This window comes from Fibrobacter sp. UWH1 (assembly GCF_002210365.1).
Taxonomy (GTDB): Bacteria; Fibrobacterota; Fibrobacteria; order Fibrobacterales; family Fibrobacteraceae; genus Fibrobacter.
Genome location: NZ_MWQG01000050.1, coordinates 1 through 19,316, shown reverse-complemented (window position 1 = coordinate 19,316; position 19,316 = coordinate 1). Strand labels below are relative to the sequence as shown.

Annotated in this window: 9 protein-coding genes; 5 read left to right on the top strand and 4 right to left on the bottom strand. The window is 46.3% G+C overall.

What is annotated here, in order from left to right; genetic code table 11:
* On the bottom strand, positions 1 to 3,855 hold a 3,855-nt coding region (locus tag B7992_RS14760), incomplete at its 3' end, for an InlB B-repeat-containing protein (RefSeq protein ID WP_176421961.1).
* Between the two features lie 267 nt (positions 3,856 to 4,122).
* Here B7992_RS14760 and B7992_RS14755 point away from each other — a divergent pair.
* Both B7992_RS14755 and B7992_RS14750 read left to right on the top strand, forming a co-directional pair.
* Positions 4,123 to 5,535 (top strand): hypothetical protein, encoded by a 1,413-nt coding sequence (locus B7992_RS14755; protein ID WP_141100493.1) that lies wholly within the window; start codon positions 4,123 to 4,125, stop codon positions 5,533 to 5,535.
* Between the two features lie 9 nt (positions 5,536 to 5,544).
* A complete protein-coding gene (locus B7992_RS14750) occupies positions 5,545 to 6,333 on the top strand; it encodes a hypothetical protein (RefSeq protein ID WP_088666648.1) in 789 nt (262 codons plus the stop codon).
* A 56-nt stretch (positions 6,334 to 6,389) separates the two neighbouring features.
* On the opposite strand, the gene B7992_RS16795 is transcribed toward B7992_RS14750, so the two are convergent.
* The 3 genes from B7992_RS16795 to B7992_RS14735 all read right to left on the bottom strand — a co-directional run bounded on the left by B7992_RS16795 (position 6,390) and on the right by B7992_RS14735 (position 9,498).
* Positions 6,390 to 6,794 carry a hypothetical protein gene (locus tag B7992_RS16795; RefSeq protein WP_083538295.1) on the bottom strand — a complete coding sequence of 135 codons (405 nt, stop codon included), beginning with the start codon at positions 6,792 to 6,794 and terminating at the stop codon, positions 6,390 to 6,392.
* A 183-nt stretch (positions 6,795 to 6,977) separates the two neighbouring features.
* The gene (locus tag B7992_RS14740) at positions 6,978 to 8,045 is read right to left on the bottom strand and encodes a glucokinase (protein ID WP_073157710.1); all 1,068 of its coding nucleotides are present in this window, start codon (positions 8,043 to 8,045) and stop codon (positions 6,978 to 6,980) included.
* A gap of 121 nt (positions 8,046 to 8,166) precedes the next feature.
* Entirely contained in the window at positions 8,167 to 9,498 is a 1,332-nt protein-coding gene (locus tag B7992_RS14735; protein WP_073157713.1) for an FISUMP domain-containing protein, read from the bottom strand.
* A gap of 131 nt (positions 9,499 to 9,629) precedes the next feature.
* Between B7992_RS14735 and B7992_RS14730 the strand changes: the two genes are divergently transcribed.
* Genes B7992_RS14730 through B7992_RS14720 form a run of 3 tightly spaced genes read left to right on the top strand, consistent with a single transcriptional unit; the run spans position 9,630 to position 19,244 of the window.
* A complete protein-coding gene (locus tag B7992_RS14730; protein ID WP_088666647.1) occupies positions 9,630 to 13,328 on the top strand; it encodes an exodeoxyribonuclease V subunit gamma in 3,699 nt (1,232 codons plus the stop codon).
* A 1-nt stretch (position 13,329) separates the two neighbouring features.
* Positions 13,330 to 17,115 carry a UvrD-helicase domain-containing protein gene (locus B7992_RS14725; protein WP_254794876.1) on the top strand — a complete coding sequence of 1,262 codons (3,786 nt, stop codon included), beginning with the start codon at positions 13,330 to 13,332 and terminating at the stop codon, positions 17,113 to 17,115.
* A gap of 11 nt (positions 17,116 to 17,126) precedes the next feature.
* Positions 17,127 to 19,244, top strand: a complete 2,118-nt coding sequence (locus B7992_RS14720; protein WP_073157719.1) for an ATP-dependent RecD-like DNA helicase — start codon at positions 17,127 to 17,129, stop codon at positions 19,242 to 19,244.
* The last annotated feature ends 72 nt before the right edge of the window (positions 19,245 to 19,316 follow it).

Here is a 19,316-nt window from a genome sequence, read left to right as displayed (position 1 = left end):
TTCTTCGTCAGAAGCATCCTTGGGAACAACAACTTCAATGGTATCCTTGCCAACAACAACTTCAATGACCTTGCTGTCATCAGGTACAACATACACCGGAGTGTACTTGTCGTCGCCATCGGCGTCTTCCCACTTGCCGTTGAAATCACGACCAGCTTCATCCTTGGCAGGAACAACAACGGCAGGATCAGTCTTGGCAGCCTCAGCTACAGCGTCATTAATCTTGTCGCTGATGTCATCGGCGCTATCGCCCTTCTTGATGCCAACGGGGATGTCCTTGCCTGCAACTTCAGCCTGGACAGTCTTTTCGTAGACAGGTTCGTAATTGCCATCCTTGTCCTGTTCCCATTCGCCATTGAACTGGTAGCCGTCTTCATCCTTGTCGCCAACGACAGGCTTGGTTACGACTTCGTTAATCTTCTGTTCAACTTCTTCGTCAGAAGCATCCTTGGGAACAACAACTTCAATGGTATCCTTGCCAACAACAACTTCAATGACCTTGCTGTCATCAGGTACAACATACACCGGAGTGTACTTGTCGTCGCCATCGGCGTCTTCCCACTTGCCGTTGAAATCACGACCAGCTTCATCCTTGGCAGGAACAACAACGGCAGGATCAGTCTTGGCAGCCTCAGCTAAAGCATCATTAATCTTATCGCTGATGTCATCGGCGCTATCACCCTTCTTGATATCAATATCGATTTCCTTACCAGCAACAACCACCTTGATTGTTACAACATCATAAACAGGAACATAATTACCGTCCTTATCCTGTTCCCATTCGCCATTGAACTTATAACCATCGCCATCCTTGGCGGGAACTACAATTCCGGCATCCTTCACAGCATCGTTAATTTTCTGATTAACGGTTTCCTTAGAATCATCCTTTCTGACGGTAACATCAACTTGAGAACCACCCACTACAACATGAATATTCTGGTCTTCACGAGGAATGGCTTCGTATTCGGGAACATATTCGCTACCATCTTCCTTCCAATGACCATTGAATTCATAAACGAAATCATCATCGGACGGTTTTTCGGGAACCTTCAAGTCAGAATTCGGATCACGGAGCAGTTCGTTAATCTTTTCTTCAATTTCATCCTTTGAAGCATCTTCACTTACAGTGACCGTAATCTTATTTCCTCCGAGATTAACCGTCACATCAATCGTTTTCTCGGTCCACACAGCCGTATAGGAAACATTTTCTGCAGGCATCGTTTCCGGGACACTCGGATTCCAACCAGAGAAAGTATAATGTTCCTTTTCAACAACCGGAGCATTCAAGGAAGTTCCATATGAAACTTCACCAGCTGCAGTTCCTGCCGTTGCAACACTGCCACCTTCAAGATTCCAAGCCAATTTAAACTTCTTGGGAGCAACATTGATTGTCACTACAACATTCTTCTTCGGCATCACAAAACTTGTCGTCTTCGTATCTAACGTCACATCACTGGAAGACACTTCAGTAATTTTATATCCATCATGAATCAACATTGTGGGATACTTGACATTCACATCGGAAGCGCTAGACACATCTAGGTACCTAGCTTCCAGATATTCAGCAGCGTCAGTCGACGCAGCGCCAACAATCTTGAAAGTAACGGCATACAACGTCAAAGCGCTTTCATCCCAGGCAGGATACAACGTAACAGATGCATTTCCCTTATAGTAGCTTTCAAGATCATAGAACTTTTTACCACCATCAGAAAGAGACCAACCAATTTGATTGACTGTCGTTTGTACAGAGCAATTTTTACCATCCTTATCACATTTGTAGACATTTCTCGTGAAGACTTTTCCAGCCAATTTAACGGAATCCCCGTGATTCACCAATTGTGCGGCAGGAACTTCACCGACGCCATCAGTACCTTCGGCATAGTAGACGTAGTAGGATTTCACACTCCACTTGGCATAGAATTTCTTATCACCAAAGGAACCGGTAAGAATCGTCTTAATGGCTTCGCCATTAAAGTCAGCATTGTCATACCAGCCAATAAAATCATAACCATCCCTGGACGGATTCTGCAAAATAATGTTTGCAGATTCAATCGTATAGGACACAGGATTAGCAATATTATTCACGCCATTTTCACCCAATTCATAAAGAATGGCGTAGCTGACGGGAACCCACTTTGCATACAATTTCAAATCATTCAAAACCGTTTTTTCGAAATCATAAGGCAAGCCCTTGCCATCGGCAGAGGTGTACCAACCATCAAACTTATAACCATCAGCAATTGGATCTTCGGGTCTAAAAGCCGTTGAATGTTCCTTCACACGATCAATAGCCGGAGTTTCACCATGTCCATTCACATCATAGATGACGGAGTAATAAACTATCTTCGTCTCTTCCCAAACAGCATAAACATTAACATCACCCTCAGCCGCACCAAGGCTCTGAACATCAACAGCATCACTTGTCAAAGCCCAGCCCTTGAATGAGAAATACTTCGTATCTTCTCCGGTGCCTTCAGGAGCTCTAGAGGGAATTTCAATATCAGAAGAGACAATCACAGACTGTTTGGCAACTTTCTTAGCCAGTTCAGTCTTGTCACCAGCAAACTTACCACCATTAGAATGGAAGGTCACGGTTACATAGTCTTCCCACACGGCATACACCGTGCTAGAGCCAGACACCTTGCCCAGACTTTCATCCGGTTTTGTAGCAGAAGCATTCAAAGACCAACCGAGAAACTTCTTCTCGTCGCAAACAGGTTCCGTAATACCGGTAGATGTAATCGGACTATCAAACCTCAAAGCCTTGGAAGTAATGGCACCTGACGGGAATGCACAACCTGTACCGGCAGCGAAATAGATCGTGTACACAGTATTGTCAACATTATCGTTGGAAATACCGGTATTGGTGATATTGTCCGATCCGTTAGACCAAATACATTTTTCGCCACACCCTTCATTCAAATTTTCAACGGTTTCTGACGTATTTACATCAGGAAGACCTACACCGCTACCGGAATCGTTATTTTCGTTTCCGACAGGTTTATCAACAGTCTTATTGTCATAGTAGCTGTTCGCAATCGATCCTGTACTCACGATTTTCTGCCCCACAAGGCCGCCCAACGTACCATCGCCAGCATTGTAAACGCCATTGCCCCCATACACGCAACGTTCAATTTTTGCATTGCTAAGGGTTCCTGCAACACCGCCCACAAAGCTTGCGTTACTCAAGTTATGAATTTCAACAGAACTCAAGCAATCCTTTATCGTACCAGCAGTTGCATAGCCTGTTATACCACCAACACTCTGAGCCAAACCATCTGTAACAATAGAGCCGGAGGCATAACATCCACTGACCGTACCATCTTCCTGCCATGCGACAATAGTACCCACACTAATGGGGCGGCTTCCTCCTCTTTCCTGTATACCCGTAGCCTTAATTTCCACATTTTCAAGAACCACATTTTCAATCACAGCTTCTGTCGTTATCACACCGAACAGGGCCACATTCTGATCATCACTATCGATTTTCAAATTACGGATAGGATATCCTTGGCCATTAAAATTACCAACATACTGACGACCACTATTTTCATAACCCATCGGCTCAAAGTTTTCGGTACAGGTCATATCAATAGGACCAGTCACAATCGCATTAAGCCCGGCATTGGGGAAGGACGCCTCAAATTTTATTATAAGGGAGCCTTTTTTCTGGCATTTATTGTCGCCATACACATAGTCATAACCAGACGGGCAAACAACCGTGTTTACCAAACGGGAAAATTCCACCAAGTTTTCGCACGTTGCAATGACCTTGTACGTTTTACTACTGACCGTGGTATCTTTAAGCGCAGCAAAAGACTGACCTACCAACAGCAGGACAAACAAAACAGACAAAAAAACACAATTAAGCGATTTCATAAAAAAAGCGCCTCCATTTACGTTAAAAATAAGCATTTACCCCCAAAATAGGGAGCAGCCACCCATTATATGTGACCAATGACACCCAAGAAGCACTCCAATTTGGAACAAACGAGTCAAATTCATCAAAAATAAGGGATAAAATGCGGGAAAAAGGACATTTTCTCGAAAAAACATTTGCACGACAAGCCAACATTGCGTAAGTTTAGTGGTAGTTTTTGCTTATCTCGGGAGTTTTTTCAAATGGCTTTAATTCGAAAAATACTGACATTCTTGGCCTTCATGGCTGCGGTCGTCTTGGCTGCGCCATCTATGCCGGCAACATCTGTGGAGAAGACACAGAAGGTTCTACAGGCAAAGTCCAAGACCTCAAAGAGTGCCAAAAAGGCAAAGAAATCCAAGAAGAAGAAAAAGAAAAAAGAACAGGCAGAACAGGTTGTCGAGACTGCTGAAGAAGAATCCGCAGCAGAATCTTCTACAGAAGCCGTTGAAGATAACGCCGAAGAACAGACCGCCGAGGCCGAAGTTCCGCAGGAAGAACAGTCTGACCTTGAAAGTGCATTTGAGGAAGTGCAGTCCAGTGCCGCACCGGAACAAGCACCCACTCCCCCGGCAGAATCCGCACTTCAACCTGTTGCAGAACCGACTCCGCAACCTGAGGCCAAGCCCGCAGCACAGCCCGCCCCTCAACCGGCTGCACAGCCCGCAACACAAGCATCAGCACAGCCGGCAGCCAAGGCAACTGCAGTTAATCCGGCGGTACTGAACACGAAGCCCGGTCAGCAGACATTTATCCTGAGAGGCACCTCGACACAGGCGACCACTGCAGCAGTTGCAGACACAGCAAACAAGGTTGAAGACGAGACTCTCACCGAAAAGAAGACTTACGCCAACCGCTTCAAGGCCATGCGCAAGAAGAAGAGCGTCGCGGAATACGACAGCACCCAGAACGCCATCAGAGACAGCATCGCCTCGATTACCTACAACTTCGGTCTTTCCTTTATCGGAGGAAGAGCCAAGGACAAGCGTTTGGGCAATCTCGAAGAAAACAGCGACTGGGACGGAAACTTTGGCGTATATCTTTTCTATCGATACTACTTTACCAGTTTCTTTGCCTTGCAGGGACGCCTTGGCGCCATATACCGTTATGCAAGATTCACAAAGAATGACGAAATCAAGGACGGAATCACATACAAGGAAACCCAATTTGACGTCAACAACAAGCTTACCGTAGACTATCATGACATCGCCGTTGACGCTCCTCTTACACTGAAACTCGGAGCTCACACCGGCCACACAACGTTCATTTTCCTCAGCCTTGCAGGGGATATCACAAAGTCCATTTTCGACCAGATCAATACAACTCGCGAATATACCGTAAAGCATCCGTCCAAGGAACTGAAGAAAGACCTGGCCGTTCTTGAAAGTAAAGGACTTTATCCGGCCTACGAAAACTACACTGTTGAAGGTAATTTCTACATAGACGACTGGGAGTTCAGCAGTTGGGCCGGCGCAGGCATCGACTGCAAATACATCTCTGTCGAATACCAGGTACTCCTCGCTGCTGGTTCCACCAAAGACAATCATAGATTCCACGCCATTAACCATGGTGGCATGCCCTCATGGCGCGTAATGGTGGATTTGAGTCTAAAGTAAGGAGGAATTATGAGATTTAATTTTATCAAAAAACTTCTTGTAGCATCTGCAATTGCATCTACCGCCGTTATTTTTTCCGCCTGTAGCGAAACAAGTGTTATCGAGGCCGAAAATGAAATTCTTAGCGAACACAAGGGTCCTAAAAAAGGTCTCCTGGATTCCTTGGAAGCCAACTTGGGCCGCGTAGATCTGTATAACTGCCTGGCAACCTACAGCAAGGAACGCTGCTCCAATTTCTACAAGAAATTCGGTTCCTACGACTGTCCGCAGATTTCCAATCCGTACTACAACGACGAGGGCGAATACACCTACGACGATGGTTCAAAGGACACTACGGGCAACGTCACGCCGCAAGATACTAGCAACGTGACACCCAAGGATACCGTTGTGGAAGTCTACTACCTGCAGGAAAACAAGAACATCACCATTACGCTGAAGTCCTTTAAGCAGAAGTCAGACAAGGCCAGCAACCCGATGGTTCGTTTCAAGGTTGAACTGTACAGCGACAGCGTCAAGGCGAACACCCTTTCAACGGGAGTGCTACCCCTAGAACTTGAAGAAAAGAAATGGCGCGATACGACTTCCTTTGACCCCATTTCGGTTGTCCGCGGCATTGACGAAATCAGGATTTGCCCCGTCGTTATCAGCCAGACAGGCGATGACGAAGAAGACGAAATCGTCAGTTCTGGCCGATGCATGTCAGCAAAGGATATCGGATACATCAAGGATACGGAAACGTTCCTAGATGACGAAGATAACGACGATTACGCCATAACCTGGGAAGCAAAACTTTACTAAAAGCAAAAAGGCATTCCGCGATAAAACGGAATGCCTTTTTTAGTTACTTTGAGCAGTTATTTCTTGGACAGTTTCTTCAGCAGTTTATTGACGTCTTCAAAGCCTTTCTGGGCTTCGTCAGCGGCAATAGCGGCACCAGCGATAGTTCCCTGGATAAACACCTTGAACAGCAGGGACTGAACATCCACATCGCTCACTTCTTCCTTGGAGAAGAAAGCTTCCATTTCGTCGGCGGCATTTTCGAAGTATTCGCTCTTGAGAGCTTCGACAACAATGGCACCCATGGCCGGGTTTGCATTCAGTTCAATGTCAAAGCCTTCGGATTCTTCAGCTGCAGCAGGCTTTGCAGCAGCCTTCGGAGAAGCCTTCTTTGCAGCGGGCTTTGCGGCAACTTTCTTTGCTGCAGTTTTTGCAGGAGCTTTCTTGGGAGCAGATTTAGCAGCGGACTTTTTTACAGCCATAATTCATTCCTTTTTTGAAGTTCTTTATTTTCAATTTAAACAAAAAATCTTGAGACCGAACGGACTTTATACAAATAGCATAAACAAATCGCAATTTGTATAAAAAAATCCCCGATTGATCGGGGACTTTTTAGCTAGATCCTTCGCCCTACGGGCTCAGGATGACACGCTGCGCGTGACCGCTTACTTCTGCAGATTCAGGCTTGCGTTTGCAGCGCCGTAAAGGCTGATGCTATAATCCTTGATCACGTACACCGGAATCTTGTTCAGAAGCGGGCGGATGTTGGGGTTATAGTTCTTTTCGAAGTACTGCATGAACAGGTTATCGCGTTCCAGCCAGCGCAGATCCTTCTGTACGGTACCGCCAGCCAGGTAGAAGCCACCCAGCGGGAGGAACAGGGTTGCAGCGTCGCTAGCAAAGCGGGCCAGCATCTTTACGAACAGGCGCATCATTTCGGCGGCCACCGGATCGTTGTCGCTGGCGCGGGAAATGTACTTGGGGCGATCGTTGGGTTCGGTCTCTTCGATCTTCTGGAAGTATTCGTTGTTCGGAACGCCGCGGGTTTCCTTCCACCATTCGTACATGTTGCGAAGACCCATACCGGAAACCAGAGGTTCTACACCGGGAACAACGCCAAGCTTCTTTTCCATGTAATCGTGGAATTCCTGGGAGTCCTTGTCGAAAGGTGCGAAAGTAGAGTGGCCACCTTCAGAAGAAGCGGGAATGTACTTCTGACCGTCGAATGCCAGGAAGCCAACGCCCATGCCGGTACCCGGACCAATCACAGCCTTGGTTGCTGCCTGGGGAGCGGGAGTGGATCCGTCGGTGTGGACCAGCTTGTGGATCTGTTCCGGATCGTCCACGTCCAGAGTGGGGATACCGTAGCTGATAGCCATGAAGTCATTGATCACGAGAGTGGGAATGCCCGTTGCAGCAGAGATGGCATCGCCATCCACAGACCAAGGGAGGTTGGTCATGACGCACTTGTTATTGGCAACAGGACCGGCAGCGCTAATGCAGATGTGGCTCACCTTAAGGTCAGCGCGAGCTTCTGCAGCCAGCTTAAGGGTTTCGCGGATGGGAGCATCCAGACCGTCAATGTCTTTGGAGGGACATACGGTTTCGAGAATCAAGGTGAACTTTCCATCCTTGTAGCCAACAACGCCAAGGTTGGTGTTGGTACCGCCGATATCGCCAGCCAAAACCAGACGATCAAACTTTGCATCAGGATTACGCCATTTAATTTCCATAATAAAACTCCGAGTTTACGGTAAATAATTTACCCCTTGTAATCTAGTATAAGATTAGACGTTCCATGTTTAACGAATAAAATTTTCCCTTATAAATAGATGTTTTTTGGGCCCTACGTTCTTAATTATTGTTCTTTAAACAGCGGAGAGACCAAGCCCAATTCTTGAAAGCCGCAGAGCCCTTATAATACTTCAGGGTCTTGTAATCGGTGGAATAGCTAAAGAACACCACATAGACTCCGGTATTGTACGTTTCGTTAACACTCCAAAGGCGGGAATCCTGGCCAAAATACGAAGGGTAAACTTTTGAATCGTAATAAATGAAACTTCCTACAGGCAGTATATTCAGCCCTACAGAGTTAATTCCCTTCGGAATTTCAACTTTCACACGGTCATCGCCAGAACCCATCCAACCATAGCCATCGACCCACAAGCTATCAGACTTCAGGTGTTCGGATATAGAATGCGAAGAATCGGGGTCTATGTTGGTATAAATGTAATCTTCGAGGGCATACCATTCATGGTGATTGGGAACGTGCCAGCCGTTGGGGCAAGCTCCCTGATATTCCTTGGTTGTATCCACCACGGTTCCTACGGCACTAATCTCATTATACTCATCAGGGATATTCATGGCACTAGCCCATCTGTACACACGGCCGTACTTTTCACAATCGCCCTGAGTAAAGTCATCGGGACTCGTGGCGATACCGCCAGCACACCAGCTGCTATCAACGGCGTAGTTTAAATTTTGAGCCATCCAGGTTTGATTACCGATGGGGATGCTGCGATAGAACTGATCGTCACGATCATCCACAAAATATTCGTAATTGAATTTACCCATACGGACGTAGCGATCGTGAAGTTTGTTCTTATAACAGATCTTCTTGGCCTTATCGTATACAGTACCGCCGCAGGCAAGGACCGTCACATCATTCACGCAGGTCGCACTATCGGGATTATAGGTTTTGCCTCCGCACAGGGGATATACGTTACCCATATAACAGAATTGGGACTTTTCATCAAACTTATGATTGGCGCATTCCTGAAGAATTTTTTCTTCCGCAAGGTAAAGAGTATCTAAAATCGTGTCACGGGCGTAAACCGTATCACGAAGATAAAGTGTATCACGGACAACTACGGTATCACCATCTAAAACCAAGGTGTCTTTCTTGGTCACCACAACGGTATCGCCCTTCACGACCAAGGTATCTTTCTTGGAGACCACTACGGTATCGCCATTTTTGATAACGGTATCCTGTTTGGTTACAACGACCGTATCACCTTTTACGCGAATGGTATCACCTTTTATGTTGACGGTGTCTCTTACATAGACAGTATCTACACGACTCTGTTCGTCCTGAGAACCGGACGCACTGGTGGAATCCTCGCAGGCAAAAAAGAACATCGCAAGAAGTGATGTGACATAAATAAAAGGTACACGAGCGTTCCTCATGGGCAAACTCCTTTTTTCTCGTTAAAAATTAGCATTCCTTACCTGCAGATTCCCAAATCATTTGACAAAATCGGGGCTGAAAACGATAATCAAATAGAACAATCCTTTTTTTATAAAATATATTGCCCACTATGCTTCACTTAAAATTCGCACTGAATCTCGAGAACCTCGCCGACGAAATGATCAACGCCATTTCCACCAGCTGGAAGAACCCTTTCGTATGTCCAATAGTCGTGTTTCCGGATCCAAAACTGGAGCAGTGGTTCAGGCTCCGCTGGATTCAGAAGAAGGGCGCTCTGGCTGGCCTCAGCACCATGATGATCGACCGATTCCTCATGGAAATTCTGGTGGGTGACGACAACAGCAAAAAGAAGCTGACGGCAGATATGCTGTGCAATGTGATTCTCGCCTATCTGAAAATGGAAGAAGGTGGATCCTACAATTACGAAAAGCTGGGCGACGAAGTCCGTCGGTACTTGATTGTGGAAGACGCAGACGGCAAGGGCAAACTGGACGAGACCCATCTTTTTGATTTCGCACAGAAAATCGCCACATTGTTTTTGGAATACGAGACGAGCCGTCCCAGAGATTTTGTGAAGAACGCCGATGGCAGTGCAGCCGATGGGATTCTCGATAAGTGGAAACAGGGAGATTTACAACCTTTCTTTACAGGCAACCGCAATGGAGACGTGGCGGTCCGCGAAAAATGGCAGCAGAAATTGTACTCCGCCATTTTTCACCAGCACGGTAACAAGGACTCCCTTCTCACCCGCGTTTTTAAGAAAGAGGCAGAACGCAAGAATGATGACCAGATTACCTATCTGACCATCCCTTTCCTTTACTACAGTTGCTTCGATGAAAACGGCATCGCCAAATTCCATCTGGAAAAAATCAAGGACCAGCCCCTGTTCATTTTCGGTCTATCTGGTATGGGGCAGTTCTACCGGGTGATTCTTCATAAGTTTGCCGAGGAGCACGACGTTTTTGCCTACATCCAGAATCCCTGTATGGAATTCTGGGAAGATATTGCCAGCGATAAGATTGTTCGCAGGTGGGTTGCATCTAACGGTTCCTGGAATGATGAAAATGGCAACGAACTGAACAGCGTTAAACGCCGCATGGATGTAAATCTTGGCGAAGCGGGAAATAGCGTTGCAGAAGTCAGTGCGACCGATCCAGACGACATCCCGGAATATCAGAATCTCGCCGAAGAGGAGTCCGAAAACACACTGCTCTGCACCTGGGGAAGATCCGGTCGCGACAACATCAAGTTGTGGTGTCAGGCCGCAAATTACGATTTCGATTTTGACGCAAGCAATGGGAGTGCTTCATCGGCAAGCGACTTGCCCCAGGACACCCTATTGCATAAATTGCAGTACGCTATCGCCAACCGAACCAACATTATCGGCGAAGGGGCAACAGAAGAGAACAGCCTAACATTAACGGCAGCTCCCACAAAAATTCGTGAAGTGGAAGCTTTGCATTCCAGCATCTGCAAACTTCTGCAGAGCGGAGCCCGCATCAATGACATTCTGGTAGTTTCACCAGACTTGGATAGTTACCGCACAGCCATCAAGACCGTATTCGACCAGACTCCCGACCGAAAGGTTTCTGACGTGGCAGGCCATAACAATTCCGGCTACCTTCATATTCCATTTTCCATTGTTGATTCACCGGCCCACAGCTCTTTAACCGAAACCGCCCTACAGGATCTGTTCTCTATTTTAGAAGGAAACTCCATTGGACGTCCCCAGTTCTTTAGCTTGATGCGCAATCCTGTAGTGCAGCAAACCCGCGGCATCAAGGAAGAGGAAGTTAACGATTGGGAAACCTGGATTGAAGAAACCAATGTTTATCGCGACCGCAGTTCAAAGAAACAGGACTGGCTCGACGGAGTCCGCCGACTGCTTTTGGCCAAGATGACAAAAAATCTGGTGAAGTTCTCTGGCGAGGAAGACTCGCTAAAACCATACTCCGATATGGCCACTAGCAACAACGCCAGCCTTTGCCGCTTTGTAGAAGCCATTAACGATTTAAGAGACTGGATTGCCTTCGGTTCCCAAGGAAAAATTGCGGATCTTAATAAGCTGAACGATCACCTAAACGGATGGCTCGCCATGACTGGCGCTCCCGAAGGTCTTGGAGGAGAATCCATCATCTTCAAGCGAGTGACGGAATCCGTGGAAAATCTTCACTACCAGCTGGATACCGGCATTGAGGCCATTTCATGGAAAATTATCGAGCAGAGTCTGATTACGGCAGCCCAGGGATCCGCATATAGTTGCGGTAACCTGTTCGTGAATGGCATAACCTTCATGAAATTCATCCCTAACCGAATCATTCCTGTAAAGCACCTGTTCTTTATTGGTGGAGATTCCATCAACTTCCCTGGAGCCAAGCAGCAGAACACTTTGGACTTACGTAAATCCTGCCGCCCCTGGCCTGGTGATGGCTCCCCTATCTCCAAGCGACGCTACGCCTTCCTCTGTCAGCTCATGAGCGTAAGCGAAAGCTTCCATATTAGCTTTGTCGACCAGGACATTAAAAAGGATGCGGAACTTTACCCCACGTCCGTCGTCAATGACATCCAGAAATTTCTTTTGAAGAATGGCATCGCATGGAATAAAAAATCAATCTCGCTGGACGAGACCCGCGACACTACAGAACTGTTTACGCCCAGAAGCCTCCGTAACAAAAAGGCTTACGTAGACATGGTCCACGACGGAAATGCCAAGGCCCGTACCAACATAAAAGTTCGAGGTGACGAGTCTACTGACATCAAGAACATTGCCATCAAGATTCCCGAACGAGTTTCTCTGTTCCAGTTGTGCAAATTCCTGGAAGACCCATTTGAATTCCGAATCGGCCTGATGATGATGGAGCAAGATGATGACGATCCCGAAAAAGAATTTTTTGAACCGATTTTCTTTAACAAGTTGGAAGAAAGCAACTTACTGAAAATGATGCTGGCAGCAGAACTTTCGGGCAAGGAAGACGAACTGGAAAAATTCAAGAGGGATAGTCAGCTGAAGGGCAAGATGCCCGACCAGATTTTCAGTGAAAAAATCTGGAAAGACCTGAACGTAAAAAAGAACCTTATTCTTTGCCAGATGGGCGAAGAAAAAATTCAGGAACTCCGCAACGGCTGGACGTATAAAGACCGTTTGCAAGATCTGCAATTATTGCGTGGTGACGGAACCAAGTGGAACCTTTCCGGAACCATGGACTGGTGCAACAACAAGGAACTGGGAGATGTTACCGAAATCATTTCTATAACAACATCTAACCGCACTGCCGATAAAATCAATTTCAGTAAATACTTAAGCCCGTATATCAAGGCCTTGGCCCTTCTCGCCCTTAAATGCGAAAAGCATCCGGACTCGGCAAATAAGGAACAGACCATTGGCATTTCCATTTATTCTTGCGACGAGAATATCGGTGGCCCTGCAACAACATCTGTAAAAATGTCACCCGTTCAAGCTAGGGAAATGCTGGAACGTATATACAGCGAAGCCTACGGTTGCGAAAAGACAAGGAAGATGCCTTACAGTAAGGCTGTCCCCGCAGACCTTCTTGACACAATCAAGGAAAGCGACGATATATATGAGTACAGAGGAAAACTATTGGATGGTCCCTGGTCCTACTTCGGCAAGAAAGCACTTTTCGATCCGGTAAAGGATGTGGGATTCGATTCCGAGAATTTCAAGGAGCAGTGGGCAGAAGCGAAGGCCAAGATGAAGTCCCTTATGGAAATCAAGGCCTACGAAAAACCGGAAAAGCCTGCTAAAACAGCAAAGGGAACAAAATCCGCAACGAAGAAGGGGGCATAAGGTGAGCGACACATTGAAAAGTTTCAATCTGAAAAATTTTGATCCGAAACACAGCCTCTTTATCGAAGCGTCAGCAGGAACAGGCAAAACCTATACCATTCAGCTCATGGTATCCAAGCTGATTAGTCAAGGCACGCCTCTCAAAAAGATTCTTATCGTCACCTACACCGAAAAAGCTGCGGGTGAGTTAAAGGACCGTATCCGCAAAAAGATTAACGAAGTCCTTGAATTCAAAAAAATCAACAAGGATGACTCTGACGAACCGGAACTTTCCAAGGACGTATTGTCCCTTTTTGCCAAGGCAAACCAGGATGTTGACAACGCAGCGATCTTCACCATCCACTCCTTCTGTCAGAAGGCCTTGAAGGAATACGCCTACGACGCGGGCCGCCCCTTTGATATGGGTATGATCGATGATGCCGCGGTTACCACCTTGGTAGAACAGTATATTCGCGACCAGTGGGTCAATGACGAAAAATTCCAGAAACTTCTCGCATCTGAAAAAACAGAATCCTTGACCAACCAGTTAACGGAAACCATTGTCAGCGCCATCAACAACTATAAAGGCTGTTGTAAAAAAGGCGAAATCATTCCGTTAGACGGGCCCAGTCTTCCGAAAATCAATGGTCAGGAGGTCCCCCTAAGCGCTCTTGAAAAAATTTCTAAAGCCACCTGTTATAACGATTTGAAGTGTATTCCCGGTTTTGAAGATGAGCTGACTTTTTTCGACAGCGTTTCTAATACAGAAAAAAGAGCCACGGAGTTCACCGAAAAAATCAAGTCATGGACCAACGAAAGTCAGGACCTTCTTTTTAACGGCCACTCATTCACAACAAAATCATTCTCCGAGACAACCCTTCCCCATTTCAATGCAATCAAGGAAATCAGGGAACTGATCAAGAGCGCCCCAAAACACCTTTATCGCGCCCAGTACGAGGAATTTCTCTGCAAGCAGATTCCCATACTTTTTGACAAGTGGCAAAAAGCAAAGAAGGATGACAAAAGGCAATCCTTTAATGACATGATTCTTTCGGTACATAAGGCTATCACCGAAAGTGACAATCTCAAGGAAAAGTTGCGTCAGCAGTTCAACTTCGCCATCATTGATGAATTCCAGGATACCAATAAACTGCAATGGGATATTTTCCGCACAATCTTTTTGAAAGATCAGGGCAAGGCCGTCGAAGGTCATTCCATTTTTGTGGTAGGCGATCCAAAACAATCCATCTATAGTTTCCAGGGAGCCGACGTAAACGTCTATAAGGAAGCGATCCTGGAAATCAACAACGGAACTTCTCTCAACAACAACTTCCGTTCTACAACGGGAATCATTGAAGGTTGCAACGAACTGTTCAAGGGAAGTTTCTTTACTCCTGCAGAAAGCTCTCCCGAACTGGTAAAATTCCAACCATCTGGTGCTCCTACCAACGAAAGCCAAGTTAAAGTTCCGCCTATGATAAGCGGCAAGGAAGTTGCACCGATCTGGATTAGCGAAAACGAAATTTCCAGTCTGAATTTCGCACGTTCCGCTGTGGCAAAAATCGTAGACTGGTGTTCCTTCGAAAACGGAAAGACCAAGCTCCAGGTTTTCGACAAGAAAGATTGTCGCAAATACCGCAACGTTTCCTTCAAGGACTTTGCCGTACTGGCCCGTACTCGCAGCGAAATGGAAGTTATGGAAGATTCACTGCGACACGCAGGTATCCCTTTCAGTCGTTACAAAGACAACAACCTGTTTAACAGCCGTGAATGTGCCGAATGGATAGCCCTGTTCCGTGCCTTGAATGCTCCGGATTTTTCTGCATGGAACCGTAAACTTTTAAGTGAAGTTCTCATTACCGATTTCTTTAAGACGGTCTTTACCAAAAAAGACAATTCTTCTGAAGATCACAGCATGGATGAACTTCATTATGTTGACAGCAAGGTTTTTGACGACCCCAATAATAGGGAACGCAAACTGCTGAATGTCTGGCGAGACTTGGCTCTTAAGCGTCGATACGCCGAAATGCTGGAGCGTATTTATAGCGACACCCAGATTGAGCAACGTCTAATGGATATTTCCAAGTTGCAAAATTTGGCGAAGCTCCGTCAGATCGGAAACTACGCCGTAGAATTCCTTTATAGCCACAACTGTTCCCTGGAAGATCTAGTCCGTCACTTGGAAGGACTGGCTGCATTCCGTGATGACGCCGACGATGAAGACGGAAGCCTCGTTGAAAAGGGAACCGACTACGATGCCGTTCAGGTCATGACCATTCACGCCTCCAAGGGGTTGGAATTCCCCGTGGTAATTTCTGTGGCAGGATTCAAGGGCGTGAATAATCTTTCTAGAGGTCCCTTCCTGTATCATGACGACAATGGAATCCATTTGGGCTTAGGCAGCGACGCCAAGGAAATTCGCAAGGCAGAAGAACTGGAAGAATGGAAGCGTTTGTTCTACGTGGACTTTACACGAGCATCATCTATTCTAATGCTACCTCGCTACGAAAACTGGACCAAAAAGGACAAGAGCGGAGCCATTATTTCTGTTAAACCAGAATTCAAGTTTCTACATGATTCCCATAAGGAATTTTGTGAAAATGCCGTATGTATCGAAAATGCTGAAAACAGCGTTTTTGAATATCCCTGCTACACAATTCTAAAAACAGACAGCGATTGGAGCATTGCCGAAAAGAAAAAACTCGTACGGGAATATATTCTGCAGCCATTAAGCAAAAACAGTTCCTCTGCGGAATCCACAGACAATATCGAAGAGCTGATTCAGGAACAAAAAGGCATCATGGAAGACCTGCAGAAGCATGTGCCTCAGGCCTGCATTATGCAGTATTCCTACTCATCCCTTTCGGGCAAGGCCGACAACGGCATCAGCAACGAAGACGATACTCCCATCGATCAAGACGGCAACGAAGAATCTTCTGTGGCTGATGTTGCAGGCAAGAACAAGGTCTCCATCAAGAGTATTGATGTCAATGCACTAGATTGTACCCTTGCCTACGAGGAATCTCGCGATTATCAGAGCCACTACGAAGAAAATCTAAAGAAGTTCCCTCGCGGAAGCAAATTGGGTAACGCCATCCACCATGTCTTTGAACGAGCCAAGTTCTTTGAAATCGGACAACAGCTGCCTACTCTAGAAAGTGCCTTGGCAGATTCCAAATGCATAAATGTCGTCGAAGAAGAATTCAAGAACGAGGCGTTGCCTATTTGGAATCACAAGAAGGAATGGACTGACATCGCCATTGCCTACTTGTGGAATACACTGAATGCAAAACTACCCGCCATCGCAGGAAATTGCGCTACAGGAGAATTTTTCACCCTAACAGAAATTCCTCTGGAAAATCATAAGGCAGAAATGCAGTTCAACCTGAATGCAGGAACCTCCGAAGAGCTCCGCAGATTCTGCAAGGGTTTTATCGATTTGATGTTCGTGCGAACTGATGCCCAGGGCAACAACCTCTACAGCATTCTGGACTGGAAATCCGACGTTCTGGAGGAAAATCGCTATACACCAGAAGCCTTAAAGGAACGCGTTGATGCAGACTATTCCATTCAACGAGTGCTATACAGCTACTGCCTTATTCAATGGCTGAAACAGTTCTATGGAGAAGGTACTGCAGAAAACCTGACTGAAGAAGAAATCTTCAACAAGCATTTCGGCGGCATCTACTACGCATTTGTCCGCGGCACCCAGGGCGGAACAGGCAAGGGAATTTACGCCCAGACCTGGAAATGTTATGACGATCTTAAAAATGCCTATGGCGAAATCAAAAAATTGATGAGCAAGTAGGAGGCAACATAATGAACTTTATTGAAACAGAAAACTTTGAAGATTTCTACAACGCATTAAAGGAAATGCGTGGGATTTCCGCCATCGACAAGCACCTTCTCTCTTTGCTGTTTGACATTCAGCCGGATATCAGCCTGAAGGTACAGAAGTTTCTCGCACTCTGCTTTTCGTTGCTGGACGATGGCAATACCCGCCTGCCTCTTATCGCCGAAGAATTTTTTGAAATGTGGTCCAAGAAGTGGCAAGGCCTTGTGCAATTGAGCATCAGCGCTTCTGAAACAGAAATAGACGAAAACAACTTCCACGCACCGCATGAATTTTTGGACATTATAGACGCGGGAATCTCCGAATTCAAGAGCCTAAAATTTTCTGAAATCGTAGAAGGACGCCTGGTAAACGAAGCCATTGACAATGATAACTATTCTAAGCCATTTATCATCACCACCGGCGTAACGCCCTACCTTTATTTTGCCAAGCATTTCAATGCAAAATGTCTCATTGAAAAGTCGGCAGCACTTCTGTTCAAGAACGGCAGCAACCCTTCTGCTACATCAATCAAGAAATGCATTGATGAAATTTCAAAAATTAGAAAGCCTATAAACGGTAAACCATTCCTGGTCAATGAACAACAGGCAACGGCAATCCTTCGCGGACTTTCTGAGAATTTGATTATTACAGGTGGCCCGGGTACGGGTAAAACCACCGTGGTTCTCTACATCCTGTGGAAGCTATTGCAATCTAACAGCGATATGCTGGACTGGTCTATCTATTTGGCAGCCCCCAGCGGCAAGGCTGCAGACCGTATGCGAGAAAGCCTTTCTGATGGTCTTTCCGCCATCAACGACGAAATCCGTGAAAGCGAAGAAGGCGCTCCCATATTCAAGAAGCTGAAGGATCTGGAAAGCAGCACTATTCACCGTTTGCTGAAATTCTCCCGAGAAAAAGGCGACTTTCATTACAACAAGAATGAACAGTTTTCCAAAAATTCCATCTTCGTCATTGACGAAGCCAGCATGATCGATATTGAAATGTTCGCCGCCCTGTTGCAGGCCATTCCCGAAGGTGCACGTCTCTTTATTCTTGGTGATCCGTACCAGTTGCCCTCTGTGGATTCGGGAGCAGTTCTGGGAGAAATCCTAAAGGCCAAAAACAGCGCTCGCAACTTTACTGTCAAACTAGAAATATCAAACCGTTTTACCGATGATTCCCTCATCGGACGCCTGGCTCACGAAATCAAGACTGTAGCCGAAACCAAGGACATCGGCAACTTCAAGCCCCATAATTTCCTGTTGCATCCGGCCCTCTGTTCCGAAGGCGATACAATGTCTAGTGCAGACAACGGTTCCGAAAAGATGAAGGACTTGGTTTCATATTACCGACTGGAATCCGAAAGCGAATGTAAGACCGCCAAAAAGATCGAGGAAAAACGCATCGAAAAAATCGTAAATGCCTGGGTCAGCAACTTCAGCAAACTTTCCCAGTTAGCAGAACAGGTTCACCCGAACAAGGCCACTGGCGAAACAGAACTCCGTGATGAACTCTGGAACTTGAGCCTCACCCAGCGCATGCTTTCGGCAGAACGTCGCGGCCCCCGCGGTGTTGAAAACCTGAACAAGAAAGCTTGCAGTAAACTCCGCAGCCTCTGGAAGAAATCCAAACAGACTGCGCGAGAAACAGAACCCACCGAAACTATAGCCATTCAGGATTCCGGATATTTCCCCGGTCAACTTTTGATTATCACCCAGAACCAAGAAATGTACAAGTTGTACAATGGTGATACCGGTATTGTAGTTTTTGATGGGCATACTCCCTACCTGATGTTAAAAAAAGCGCCACCTCAGGATTCCAACATCCAAAGGGACAACTATGTATTCTATCCCATTGCGGTTTTGCCAGAAGAAGCCATTGAAAGCGCCTTCGCCATCACCATCCATAAATCCCAGGGATCCGAATACAAACATGTAACCATGTACCTCCCAAAGCAGAAGGGCCACCCCCTATTAACGAACCAAATTCTGTATACGGGCATTACCCGCGCCAAGGAATCTGTAACCATAATAGCCTCCCCCGAGACCTTCAAGGCGGCTTGTTGCACGGTCACCGAACGCGAAACAGGGATTGAGTTGTAGTTTTTTCCAAAAAAAAGGGCTCTTCATCAACATGTGTGGGTGGCTTCGCCACCCTTTTTTGTTGACATTCGC